The sequence below is a fragment of the Bradyrhizobium sp. 191 genome, assembly GCF_023100985.1.
GTDB classification, from domain to species: domain Bacteria; phylum Pseudomonadota; class Alphaproteobacteria; order Rhizobiales; family Xanthobacteraceae; genus Bradyrhizobium; species Bradyrhizobium diversitatis.
In genome coordinates this window covers 4,088,699-4,100,918 of record NZ_CP064692.1, presented here as the reverse complement: position 1 = coordinate 4,100,918, position 12,220 = coordinate 4,088,699, and the positions used below count along the sequence as shown (strand labels likewise).

Below are 12,220 nucleotides of genomic sequence, written 5' to 3'. Positions count from 1 at the left end.
AAGGCCCGAACGGTGGAAGTGGTCAGTAGAGCGGTCATCTCGCGCGAGCCATGCGACAGAAAACTCAGGTCGAGCTGAACTTGGGCACCGGAACAAGGGGTGAAGCCCCGAATACCGCCGCCCAAGAGGTCGAAGCAAGTGCGGCGGGGGCCAGTCTCGAACGCCCGGCGGTCGCAGGGCCGTCGATGGAAGCAGTAGTCGAGCGTGAGAACCTGAAGAAAGCGTTGGCGCAAGTGAAGCGCAACAAGGGTACGGCGGGCGTCGACGGAATGACCGTCGACGAACTGCCGGCCTACCTGAAGGAGCACTGGCTCACGATCCGCGCCCAGTTGCTTGATGGCACCTACAAGCCACAGCCGGTGCGGCGGGTGGAGATACCGAAGGCATCGGGCGGCCTGCGGCCGCTCGGCATCCCGACGGTACTCGACCGCTTTATCCAGCAAGCGGTGATGCAGGTGTTGCAGGCAGATTGGGACGGAACGTTCTCCGAGGCGAGCTTCGGCTTCCGGCCGACCCGCTCGGCGCATCAGGCGGTGGAACGGGCGCAGACCTACATTGCGTCCGGGCACGCCGTTGTCGTGGACATCGATCTGGAAAAGTTCTTCGACCGGGTCAACCACGACATCCTGATGGGGCTTGTGGCCAAGAGAGTTGCTGACAAGCGCCTCCTGAAGTTGATCCGCGGCTTTCTGACCGCGGGTGTGATGGAGGGAGGACTGGTCAGCCCGACTGAGGAGGGGACGCCGCAGGGTGGCCCGCTCTCGCCGCTGTTGTCGAACCTGATGCTGGATGTGTTGGACAAGGAATTGGAGAAGCGCGGACATCGCTTCGTGCGTTACGCCGATGACTGCAACGTCTATGTGCGTAGTCAGAAAGCGGGTGAGCGGGTGATGGCCGGCATCGAGAAGTTCCTTGCAAAGCGTCTCAAGCTGAAGGTCAACAAGGCCAAGAGCGCGGTCGCCAAACCGAGTGTCCGCAAGTTCCTGGGCTTTAGCTTTACATGGGAGCAGCCGCCACGACGGCGTATCGCGCCGCAGGCCGTCGCCCGCTTCAAGGCGAAGGTTCGGGAGCTGACGCGACGCACGGGCGGCCGAAGCCTCGCGCAGAGCGTCAAGGAGCTGTCCGTCTATCTCAAAGGATGGCGCGGCTACTTCGGCTTCTGCCAAACTCCGTCGGTGTTGCGCGCGCTTGATGAATGGATCAGGCGGCGGTTGCGCGCCGTCGTCTGGAAGCAATGGAAGCGCGGACCCGCTCGCTTTGCCGAGTTGCGACGCCGCGGCGTCGGCCGGGTTCTGGCGGCAAAGACCGCCAGCAGCCCACGTGGCCCTTGGCGGCTCGCGAACAGCCCCGCGCTCAACATGGCCTTGCCAATCGCCCTCTTCGGTTCACTCGGTCTGGTGTCCATCGCAGCTCAGCGCACCGCATAATCCGCCGAACCGCCGTATACGGACCCGTACGTACGGTGGTGTGGGAGGGGAGGAGTCGCGAGACTCCCCCCTATCCCGATCGCCGCGGCTCCTCGGCTCAATCACATCCGTCTCTGGAATACTGGATCGCCCGATCAAATCGGGCGATGACGGTTGAGCATGTGGCGCTCAGCTCTCACCACGCCGTCGTCCCTGCGGAACGCAAGGACCCATACCGCGGAATCCATCGGTGGCGCGCGGTGGTCGTACCGCGCGAGAAAGCGCAACTGCTGGTCCAATCTTTGAAACGACCACGGCCTGTGGCTATGGATCGCGGATCTGCGCTCCGCTTCGCTGCGCTTGTCCGGGACGACAAGCGTTGAGAACTCGCCAAGCTAACGTTTCAATTCACGCGCAGATCAATTCGAGCTGTCGATCAGGCTCTCCAGCAGCCGCTTGAGCTCGCTCGTCGACTTGCCGCCGTAGCTTTCCAGGATGTGCTCCTCCTGGTCCACCGCGAGCGAGTTGAGCTTCCTGCACAGCACCTTGCCGCGGTCGGAGATGAACATCAGGACCTTGCGGCGGTCGTTCGGGTCCTGCACGCGATAGACCAGCGTGTCGGAGACCATGCGGTCAATCATCTTGGTCAATGTCGGATGGTTGAGCAGCACCGCATCCGCAAGCTCGCCCATCGAGTGGCCGTTGCCATCCGACAGCACTTTCAGGATGCGCCATTGCTCGACGGGAACGCCTTCCTTGCTCAACCGCAGTTCGAGCTGCCGGTTGATTTCCCGGTTGGCTTGCGCGAGCAGGTAGGCGAGGTGTTCGGTGATCGGGGAGTTTTCTTTCGGCGGTTTTGCCACGGCTAAGACTTCGTCTTGACCCAGATGAGTGAATGTCTTGCAATCAATGCTGCATCTATATGCACTTCAATTCTTGAACATTCAATATTTTCAAAATAGGATCATTGCCCAACAAAAGGGCGGAAGCCGCGGCCGCCTGATCAATGTGCTTTCAGGTCTGGTCCCAGACAGGAGTTGGCGTGCGCGCGACGGTGAACTTCCCGGCTCACGGCGGACCGGCGTTGCCGCCGTCCCTGCTGTTCAGGAATTTGTCGTCATCGGTGGCGGATTTCGACCTGTCCCCGGTCGATGCGCATTTCATGAAGCGGCGCGGCGCCCGCAACAAGCTGCGCATCGGCAACTTCCTCACCTTCACCGGCTCGCCGGGGATCTGGGGCCCGAGTTCCACCAACAGCGCGATGCTGGCGGTCGCCGAGATCAACAAGCGCGGCGGCATTCTGGGCCGCGAGCTGGAGCTGTCGATCTACGATTCCGGCGGCCCGATCGACGAGGTGGTTCGTCGCGCCGAGCAGGCGATCGCCTTCGACGAGGTCGATCTGATCATGGGCTCGCATATCAGTGCCGTCCGCGTCGCGCTGCGCAAGGTCACCGGCGACCGCATCCCCTATATCTACACCCCGGTCTATGAAGGCGGCGAGCGCACGCCGGGGGTCATGGCGATCGGCGAGACGCCGCGCTGGCAGAGCCGGCCCTCGATCCATTGGCTCGCGGAGGTCAAGAAGGCGGCGCGCTGGTACCTGATCGGCAGCGACTACGTCTGGCCCTGGCAATCGCATCGCGCGGTGAAGCGCTACATCAAGGAAGCGGGCGGCCAGGTCGTCGGCGAGGAGTTCGTTCCGGTCGGCGAGGACAATCACGAGCCGCATCTGGCGCGCATCCGCGCCGCCAGGCCGGACGTGGTGCTGATCTCCCTGATCGGCACCGACAGCATCACCTTCAACCGCGCCTTCGCCGAAGCGGGCCTTGCCACCTCGACGTTGCGGCTCGGGGGCGCGATGGACGAGACCGTGCTGCTCGGCATCGGCGCCGACAATACCGAGAATCTGTTCTGCGCCTCCGGCTATTTCAACTGCATGGCGTCACGCGCCAACGACGAGTTCCTCAGCAAATACGAAGCCATGTTCGGCGCCAATGCGCCGCCGGTCGGTTCCGTCGGCCAGTCGAATTATGAAGGGTTGCGCTTCCTGGAGTCCGTGGCCAACCGCGCCGGCTCGCTGGCGTTTCGTCCGTTGCTGAAGGCCGCGCGCAACACCGTCTACTCGGCCGGCCGCGGTCCCGTGACTCTTCGCGACGGCCGCGCCGAGATGCCGATGTACTTCGCTGAAGCCGACGGTCTCGACTTCAGGATCATCAAGACGTTCTGAATGCGGCCGCCGATACGTCGCAGCCGTCGCGTGAAATAATACTTGAAAAGGAAAATATTTCCGTCTGTAATATCGCCGCGAAGCCAGATTGGCCCGCGCCGTGCAGGCGCGGGCGGAAGGCTTCCGTTCAACGCCAGGAAACAAGAAGCCTTCAAGGAGAGCGCCGTGACAGTTGTCCTTCCCACGCCCGACCAACTTCGCAGCGTCGCCGAGCAGTGCGGCCTTTCGCTGACCGACGACGACGTCGCCTCGTTCCGCGGCCTGATGCAGGGCTCGATCGAGGCCTACAATCTCGTTGCCGCGATGCCGGACGAGGTGCCGGAGGTGAAGTACCCGCGGACGCCCGGCTACCGGCCCTCGGCCGAGGAGAACCCGCGCAATGCCTGGTATCGCAAGTCGACCGTGAAAGGTGCCGCCAGCGGCAAGCTGAAGGGCAAGACCATTGCGCTGAAGGACAACATCATGCTGGCCGGCGTTCCCATGACCAACGGGTCGTCGACGCTGGAAGGCTATGTGCCCGATTTCGACGCCACCATCGTCACGCGCATGCTTGATGCCGGTGCCGAGATCAAGGGCAAGGTGCATTGCGAGCATTTCTGCCTGTCCGGCGGCAGCCACACCGGCTCCTACGGGCCGGTGCACAATCCGCACAAGATGGGCTACTCGGCCGGCGGCTCGTCGTCGGGCTCGGGCGTCGTGGTCGCGCTCGGCGAGGTCGACATGGCGATCGGGGGCGATCAGGGCGGCTCGATCCGCATGCCGTCCTCGTTCTGCGGCATCTACGGCATGAAGCCCACCTGGGGCCTCGTGCCCTATACCGGGATCATGCCGATCGAGATCTATGTCGACCATACCGGCCCGATGACCGCGACGGTCGCCGACAATGCGCTGCTGCTCGAAGTGCTCGCCGGCGACGACGGCTACGATCCTCGCATCAAGGCTCCGAAGGTCGAGGAATACACCAAGGCGCTCGGCCAGGGCGTCAAGGGCATGAAGATCGGCATCGTCAAGGAAGGATTCGAGCAGCCGGGCGCCGAGGCTGCGGTGAATGAAAGCGTGCGCGAGGCGGCAAAGCGCTTCAAGGATCTCGGGGCCAGCGTCGAGACGGTGTCGATCCCGATGCACCTCCTGGGCGGCGCGATCTGGACCCCGATCGGCACCGAAGGCCTGACCCAGACCATGATGTTCGGCGACGGCTACGGCCTCAGCCGCGGCGACCTCTATTCGACTTCGCTGATGGATTTCCATCGCGGCTGGCGCCGGCAGGCCGATTCGCTGTCGGAGACCACGAAGCTGTTCATGATGCTCGGCACCTACATCAACAACAATTTCGGTCCACGCTTCTACGGCAAGGCACTCAACATCTCGCGCCGCCTGACCGCGGCCTACGACAAGGCGTTTGGGGATTACGATCTCCTGCTGATGCCGACCACGCCGATGAAGGCGACCAAGCTGCCGGAGCCCAATGCCAGCCGCGAGGAGTACGTCGCCCGCGCGCTCGAGATGATCTCCAACACTGCGCCGTTCGACATCACGCATCATCCCGCGATGTCGCTGCCTTGCGGCATGGTCGATGGCCTGCCGGCCGGCCTGATGCTGGTCGGCCGCATGTTCGAGGAGACGACCATCTACCGCGCCGCCCATGCCTTCGAGCAGATCGGCGACTGGAAGAAGATGTGAACGAGGTGTTGATGCGGGTGGGCGGAACGCCAGGGCGTTTTCGCGCGAACTGGACCCCGGTTCGCGTCAGGAAAATGCGTCAAATCTGGATTCTAGAGGCCCGTTCCGATTTCATCGGAACGGGAAAGGCTCCGGCGCATGGCTAATGCGTTCGTCGCGACGTTCGAGATCCTGAGCTTCGGGGCGATCATCGTTCTGATCGTGCTGGGGCTCGGGATCATCGCCAGCATGATGGGCATCTTCAACTTCGCGCAAGGCGAGTTCGTCCTGCTCGGCGCCTACATCACTTATCTCGCCTATGCCAGGGGCCTGCCGATCTGGGCCGGCATGGTCGCGGCGCCCTTCGTCGTCGGCGCGCTCGGCTTCGTGCTGGAGGCGCTGATCATCCGCCGCTTCTACGCCGCTCCGATCGTCGCCATGCTCGGCACCTATGCGCTCGGCCTGATCATCCGCGAATCCGTGCGCGGCCTGATCGGCGGCTTCTATCTCACCGTGCCGGAGCCGATCGGCGGCTCGATCGACATCGGCTCCGTCCACATCTCGGCCTGGCGGTTCACCATCATCGTCATCACGCTGCTGGTGATGGCCGGCTGCTACCTGCTGCTCTCGCGCACCAGCTTCGGTTTGCGCATGCGCGCCACGCTGGAGAACCCCTCGCTGGCGCGCGCCTCCGGCATTTCCACGCCCTTGATGTACGGCGCCAGCTTCGCGTTCGGCTCCGCGCTCGCCGGGCTTGCCGGCGCGCTGATCGTGCCGGTGTTCAGCCTCTACGCCGATCTCGGGCTGCGCTTCCTGATCCAGGGCTTTGTCGCGGTCATGGTCGGCGGCGTCGGCTCCTTCATCGGTCCGGTCGCCGGCGCCGGCGTCATCGGCACCCTCAGCGCCGCCCTGCCCTGGGTGATGGCGCCCGTCGTCGCCGATGTCCTCGTCTTCGTGCTCGCCATTGTCTTCATCAAATTCCGCCCGCAGGGCCTCATCGCTGGAAAAGGGGTTTAATCACATGCTCGATCGTACTCAGCTCACGCGACGTCGTTTCCTCTCCAATTTCGCCTTTGCGTCCGGCGCGGTCGCAACCGGTGTCGGCAGCTGGGTGATCCCGGCGCCCTGGGCCAATGCGGCCGAGGGCCCGATCAAGGTCGGCATCGCCACCGACCTCACCGGCCCCATCGCCTATGCCGGCAACGCCGACGCCAACGTCGCGAAAATGGTGATCAAGGAGATCAACGCGGCCGGCGGCCTGCTCGGCCGTCCGCTCGAGCTCTACATCGAGGACACCGCGTCCAACGAATCCGTCGCCGTCGGCAACGTGCGAAAGCTGATCCAACGCGACAAGGTCGACATGGTGCTCGGCGGCATCACCTCCTCGATGCGCAATGCGATCAAGGATCCGATCGTCGCCCGCGGCAAGACGCTCTACATCTATCCGCAGCTCTACGAAGGCAAGGAGTGCACGCCCTACCTGTTCTGCACCGGCCCGACGCCGGCGCAGCAGTGCGACGAGTTCATCCCCTGGCTGATCAAGAACGGCGGCAAGAAGTTCGCGCTGCCCAGCGCCAACTATGTCTGGCCGCACACGCTCAACGTCTACGCCCGCAAGGTGATCGAATCGAACGGCGGCGAGGTCGTGTTCGAGGAATATTACCCGCTCGACCAGGTCGACTTCTCCTCGACCGTCAACCGCATCATCTCCAACAAGGTCGATGTCGTCTTCAACACCGTCATTCCGCCGGGCGTCGGCCCGTTCTTCAAGCAGCTCTATGAAGCGGGCTTCCTCAAAAGCGGCGGGCGGCTCGCCTGCGTCTACTATGACGAAAACACGCTCAACATCAACCAGGCCGCGGAGATCGAGGGCCTCGCAAGCTGCCTCGACTATTTCAAGGTGCTGACCAAGGAGAACCCGTTCGACGCCAAGATCCAGGCCGCGTACGAGAAGGATTTCCCCGGCAACTTCCTGTTCGCCGCCGGCAGTGCCGCCACCGGCACCTATCGCGGCCTCAAGCTGTGGGAAGCCGCCGTCAAGGAAGCCGGCAAGATCGATCGCGAGTCGGTCGCCGCCGCGCTCGACCACGCCAAGATCGCGGAAGGTCCGGGCGGGCCGGCCGAGATGGTTCCGGGCAAGCGGCACTGCAAGATGAAGATGTACACCGCGGTCGCCAAGGGCGGAAACTACGAGATCGTCGCCCGCAGCAACGGCCTCGTCGATCCCAAGGAATGCTGACGGCAAATGCGGGTCATCGTAAGTTTGGCTTGCATCTGCACCAGCCGAGAGGCTCTCTCTTCACCTCTCCCCGTTGGGGAGAGGTGACACACGACAAGGCGGACTGATCCCACGATGTCGAATGCGAAATGCTGAAGTCCATGGGTGCGGCTAAACAGGCTGTCCACGCCAACGTTGGCAGCGAAGCGGACGTTCCGGTGGCCAAGAGCACATCGTCAGGGCGAAAAATCCTGCCGATCGTGGAGGGCGTCGTGCTGGTCGCAGCGCTGCTCGCGCCGCTGGTGCTGCAGGACTATCTCACGGTGTTCGCGACGCGGGTGATCATTCTGGCGCTGTTCGCGCTGTCGTTCGACCTGGTCTGGGGCTATGCCGGCATCATGAGCTTCGGCCAGGCCTTGTTCTTCGGCTCGGCCGGCTACGGCGTCGCGCTGCTCGCGCGCGACCTCGACATCACCAACATCCTCCTGGTGCTGCCGGCGGGGACCATCATCGGACTTACCTCCGCGCTCCTGCTCGGCGGCTTCCTGCTGCTGGGACGGCATCCCTCGAGCGTGATCTTCGTGTCGCTGGGCACGCTCACCGGCTCCTATGCCGCCGATCGCCTCGCACGCGGCTGGTACTATCTCGGCGGCCAGAACGGCATCCCCTCGATCGCGCCGATGTCGCTCGGCGGCTACGAGTTCACGGAAGGTCCGGCCTTCTACTATCTCGTGCTCGGCATCCTCGTCGCGGTCTACCTGCTCTGCCGCTTCCTGGTGCGTTCGCAGTTCGGCCTGGCGCTTGCGGGCCTGCGCGAAAACGAGCAGCGCATCGCCTTCTTCGGCTACAAGGCGCAGCACCTGAAAGCCATCATCTTCACCATCGGCGGCGCCATTGCGGGCCTGGCCGGCAGCCTCTACGCCTTCCACGAGGGCTTCGTCTGGCCCAACATGGTCGGCGTCGTGGTCTCGACCCAGGTCGTGCTCTACGTGCTGTTCGGCGGCTCGGGGACGCTGATCGGCGCCGTCATCGGCACCGTCATCGTCGAGGGCGTCAGCTTCTGGCTGTCGGACAATTACCGCGACGTCTGGCCGATCATCCTGGGCCTCCTGCTGCTGCTCGTGATCCTGTTCCGGCCGCTCGGCCTGATCAGCTTCGTGCTCGGCGAGCGCGAGCGGGTCGGCAGCTTCGGTGCGAAACCAAAGGAGAAGCGCAATGCCGCTCCTTGAGGCCGCCGACATCAAGAAGGTCTTCGGCAAGCTCACGGCGCTCGACGGCGCAGCGCTCACCGTCGGCGAGAACGAATTCCACGGCCTGATCGGCCCGAACGGCTCCGGCAAGAGCACGCTGATGAAGTGCATCGCCGGCGCCGAGGTGCCGACGGAGGGCAAGGTGAGCTTCGTCAACACCGACATCACCGCGTTCACGCCGACCGAGCGGGCGCGGGCCGGCATGAGCCTGAAATTCCAGATCACCAGCGTGCTGCCGACGCTGACGCTCTACGACAACATCCTGCTCGCGCTGCAGGCGCAGTGCTCGCTGCTCGACCTCGTGTTCTCGCGCACGCGCGGTCTCCTGCACGACCAGGTCATGACCATGCTGACGCAGTTCCGCCTCGCCGAGCGCGCCTTCGATGCGGCCGCGGCGCTGTCGCACGGCCAGCAGCAATGGCTGGAGATTGCGATGGCGCTCGCCGGCAAGCCGAAGCTGCTGCTGCTCGACGAGCCCACCGGCGGCATGAGCCTGGAGGAGCGCCGCGTCACCGGCGAATTGCTGCAGCCGATCAAGCAGCATTGCTCGCTCGTCATCGTCGAGCACGACCTCGATTTCATCCGTGACATCTGCGACCGCCTCACCGTGCTCGACCAGGGCAAGGTGCTGGCGTCGGGCACGGTGTCCGAGATCCAGGCCAACAAGGCCGTCCAGGAGATCTATCTGCGCCGTGCCTGAATTTTTGGACATCAAGAATCTCGACGCCGGCTATGGCCGCAGCCAGGTCCTGTTCGACGTCAGCCTCGGCATTCCCTGGCGCGGCGGCGTCGCCGTGCTCGGCCGCAACGGCGCCGGCAAGACCACGCTGATGAAGACCATCGTCGGCGAGCTGCCGGCGTGGAGGGGCGAGATCGGCTTCGACGGCCGCGACATCAGCCGCCGCGCCACCCAGGAGCGCGTCCGCGCCGGCATCGGCTACGTGCCGCAGGAGCATTCGGTGTTCGCGCGCCTGTCGGTGCGCGACAATCTCGCGGTCGGCTCGCTCGCGAGCAAGAAGGCCGACGCGGTCGATCACGTGCTGACCATCTTCCCAAAACTCGGCCAGCGCCTCGACCAGCCCGCCGGCACCCTCTCCGGCGGCGAGCGCAAGATGCTCGCGATCGGCCGCGCCATGCTGGGCGATCCGAAGCTGCTGCTGCTGGACGAGCCGACCGAGGGCGTCTGGATCGGGGTGATCGAGGAGATTACCGAACGCCTGATCGAGCTTGCGAAGGAGATCGCCGTCATCATCGTCGAGCAGCATCTCGACCTGGCGCTACGCGTAGCCGACTACGCCTACGTCCTCGACCGTGGCAGGGTCGCACTGCAAGGCGAGGCGGGCGAGGTCAGGGACAATCCGGAGCTGGTGCGGTATCTGGCGCCGTAGGATCACGCTGCTCGCCTGTGGATGAGGCGCGACACCGTCACCTGCGATTAACTGCCATTCTCGCCTTCGCAGGGAATGACAGTGTCAGGCTGGGATAGGGTGGAGAACGCCGCCCCTACTTCACCGCCCCAAAGCGGCTGTCGAACGAATTCGACTGCACCACTGGTGCGGCGCCCATGATCTGCGTCGCTTCGCCCGCGCCATCCGAGAGCGAGGGCTTCAGCGCCGGACGCGTCGCGGCAAGGCGCGTGTCCGGCTTCGCCGGTTCGGCGGGCTTGGCAGCGACGGCAGAAGGCTTCGGCGCATCCTTGGCCGTGTCCTTGGACTTGTCATGCCCCGGCACGAAGCGGGTCACTGCGGCCTTGAGCCTCGATGCTGCCGTGGGCGGCGTCACGGAGGTCTGGGCCGGCGCCACCGACGCCGTGGCCTGCGGCGGAGGCGTGGTCGCCGTGGTATCGGCGGTGCCGAGGCCCATCTTGCGGCCGAGGTTCGAGAAGAAGCCGCCGCCTTGTGTTTTCTCGGCTTGCGATTTCTCAGCCTGGGGCTTCTCCGCCGGCGCAACTGCGGCGACGCGCGTGGTTGCGGGCGCGCTGACGGCCGTGACCGGCTCTTCCTGCGGCGCAGGCGCGGACGCGACCGCGTCGAGATTCGGCTTGGGCGGATTGACGTGGCCGGGGATCGTGCCCGGCGCCTTCGCCATCGCCAGCATCTGCAGCGTGGTGCCTTCGGCGCCCTCAGAGAGGCCGGTCGAGCCTTCCGGAATCTTGGCGGCGAACACCTTGTTCATGCCGCCGTCGATGCCGGTGTTCATGCGCGCCACCGGCGTGCCCTTGGCGACGAGCCTGGCATATTCCGTTTCGTCCCTGGCCTGCTTCCCGCGCACGGCCTCGGCGATCTCCTCGGGGATCACATAGGCCGGGCATTTCGCCGAGGCGTCGAACACCGGATCGCGCTTGGCGTCCGCCGGCTTCGCTGCGTCGAACACGTATTTCTTCTCGCAGAAATCGACCTTCGGCTCCTGCCGCGTCACCTCGAAATGATCATAGCCTTCCTTGATCATCTTCCAGAACGGCATGTTCGGATTGTTCCGGTGCCTCGCCATGTTCACCGGCGTCATCTTGAACGGATAGGCCTGCAGCTGGAACGCCTTCTGGCCGCCGAAGAAGGATTCGCGCCCGAGCGAATAGATCTCCGCGATCTGCTCGTCCGTCATCGCGTAGCAACCGCGCGATGAGCAATCGCCATGCACCATCAGCTGCGAGCCGGTGCGCCCCAAAGCCTTGTCGAACGCGTTCGGATAGCCCGTGTTGAAGGACAGGTAATAGGCCGATTGCGGATTCATCTGGCTCGGGTTGATCGAGTAGAATCCCTCCGGCGCCTGGCGGTCGCCTTCGCGCACCTTGGGGCCGAGGTCGCCGGACCAGCGGCAGATCGGATAGGTCTTGAGCAGCGCGAACTTGCCTGACCGGGTCTGCTTCCAGACCTCGAGCTCGGCCTCCTGCTTGAACAGGCGGACCAGGATCGGCGATTGCAGGTCCATGTCCTTCTCGGCCATCGCAGCGATCAGCTTCGGCGGCACCGGCTGGTTGGCCTTGGCGTTGGTCGCGAGCGAGATCTGGTCGCTGTTGCAGCCAGACAGCAGGACGCCGGCCGTCATCAGCGCAACCGAAGCCAAGAGCGCGCGAGCAAACGAACGAGAAATCAAGATGGACCCCACACCGTGCCGGGCTTTGAAGCGCGAACCCCAATTCTTCTGGAGCATGATCCGACCGGCGAACCGGACCCGTCATGACGGGCTTTTTCAGCTCACGCCCCAGCGCTTGTGCCCTGAAGCCATTGATTAAAATTCTAACCTCTGGGTCATGTGGTCGCAACCCGAGCGGGGATCACGAGGGCGTTGGCCCAAAGCTGTGGTCAACAGAGACTTAAACTGGGCCGGAACTTGGACCGCGCGGCCACACCGCCACTGAGATCGCCGATTTGGGCAAAAAAAGGGTTAATGCGGGGTTACCGTCTCGCTCTTCACCTCCCCCGCTTGCGGGGGAGGCCGGGAGGGGGCTCGCGCCGCATTG

At 64.4% G+C, this 12,220-nt stretch carries 10 protein-coding genes; 8 read left to right on the top strand and 2 right to left on the bottom strand.

Features of this window, described 5'->3' with window-relative positions; genetic code table 11:
• The first annotated feature begins 50 nt into the window (after positions 1-50).
• Positions 51-1,427: a group II intron reverse transcriptase/maturase gene (gene ltrA, locus IVB23_RS19080; RefSeq protein WP_247799886.1), complete on the top strand. Its 1,377-nt coding sequence runs from the start codon at positions 51-53 to the stop codon at positions 1,425-1,427.
• Between the two features lie 398 nt (positions 1,428-1,825).
• Here the strand turns inward: ltrA and IVB23_RS19075 are convergent, their stop codons facing one another.
• Complete coding sequence (locus tag IVB23_RS19075) at positions 1,826-2,269, bottom strand: MarR family transcriptional regulator (RefSeq protein WP_061882645.1); 444 nt, start codon at positions 2,267-2,269, stop codon at positions 1,826-1,828.
• 179 nt (positions 2,270-2,448) lie between these two features.
• On the opposite strand from IVB23_RS19075, the gene IVB23_RS19070 reads away from it, so the two are divergent.
• From IVB23_RS19070 to IVB23_RS19040, 7 genes are all read left to right on the top strand, one after another.
• A complete protein-coding gene (locus IVB23_RS19070; RefSeq protein WP_197968589.1) occupies positions 2,449-3,633 on the top strand; it encodes a substrate-binding domain-containing protein in 1,185 nt (394 codons plus the stop codon).
• A gap of 165 nt (positions 3,634-3,798) precedes the next feature.
• Positions 3,799-5,313 carry an amidase gene (locus IVB23_RS19065; protein WP_061882644.1) on the top strand — a complete coding sequence of 505 codons (1,515 nt, stop codon included), beginning with the start codon at positions 3,799-3,801 and terminating at the stop codon, positions 5,311-5,313.
• 138 nt (positions 5,314-5,451) lie between these two features.
• A complete protein-coding gene (locus IVB23_RS19060) occupies positions 5,452-6,309 on the top strand; it encodes a branched-chain amino acid ABC transporter permease (RefSeq protein WP_247804683.1) in 858 nt (285 codons plus the stop codon).
• Between the two features lie 4 nt (positions 6,310-6,313).
• A complete protein-coding gene (locus IVB23_RS19055; protein WP_247804681.1) occupies positions 6,314-7,531 on the top strand; it encodes a substrate-binding protein in 1,218 nt (405 codons plus the stop codon).
• 128 nt (positions 7,532-7,659) lie between these two features.
• A complete protein-coding gene (locus IVB23_RS19050) occupies positions 7,660-8,739 on the top strand; it encodes a branched-chain amino acid ABC transporter permease (RefSeq protein WP_247804679.1) in 1,080 nt (359 codons plus the stop codon).
• The gene (locus IVB23_RS19045) at positions 8,726-9,460 is read left to right on the top strand and encodes an ABC transporter ATP-binding protein (protein ID WP_247804678.1); all 735 of its coding nucleotides are present in this window, start codon (positions 8,726-8,728) and stop codon (positions 9,458-9,460) included. The genes IVB23_RS19050 and IVB23_RS19045 overlap by 14 nt, the downstream gene beginning before the upstream one ends.
• Complete coding sequence (locus IVB23_RS19040; RefSeq protein WP_247804676.1) at positions 9,453-10,148, top strand: ABC transporter ATP-binding protein; 696 nt, start codon at positions 9,453-9,455, stop codon at positions 10,146-10,148. The genes IVB23_RS19045 and IVB23_RS19040 overlap by 8 nt, the downstream gene beginning before the upstream one ends.
• A gap of 115 nt (positions 10,149-10,263) precedes the next feature.
• On the opposite strand, the gene IVB23_RS19035 is transcribed toward IVB23_RS19040, so the two are convergent.
• Positions 10,264-11,805, bottom strand: a complete 1,542-nt coding sequence (locus tag IVB23_RS19035) for a murein L,D-transpeptidase family protein (RefSeq protein ID WP_247804675.1) — start codon at positions 11,803-11,805, stop codon at positions 10,264-10,266.
• Between the last annotated feature and the right edge of the window lie 415 nt (positions 11,806-12,220).

What these genes read in the sequence shown, in the direction of transcription:
- ltrA (WP_247799886.1), top strand. Translation starts at nt 51, where the DNA reads ATGCGACAGAAAACTCAGGTCGAGCTGAACTTGGGCACCGGAACAAGG.
- IVB23_RS19060 (WP_247804683.1), top strand. Translation starts at nt 5,452, where the DNA reads ATGGCTAATGCGTTCGTCGCGACGTTCGAGATCCTGAGCTTCGGGGCG.
- IVB23_RS19055 (WP_247804681.1), top strand. Translation starts at nt 6,314, where the DNA reads ATGCTCGATCGTACTCAGCTCACGCGACGTCGTTTCCTCTCCAATTTC.
- IVB23_RS19050 (WP_247804679.1), top strand. Translation starts at nt 7,660, where the DNA reads ATGCTGAAGTCCATGGGTGCGGCTAAACAGGCTGTCCACGCCAACGTT.
- IVB23_RS19045 (WP_247804678.1), top strand. Translation starts at nt 8,726, where the DNA reads ATGCCGCTCCTTGAGGCCGCCGACATCAAGAAGGTCTTCGGCAAGCTC.
- IVB23_RS19035 (WP_247804675.1), bottom strand. Translation starts at nt 11,805, where the DNA reads ATGACGGCCGGCGTCCTGCTGTCTGGCTGCAACAGCGACCAGATCTCG.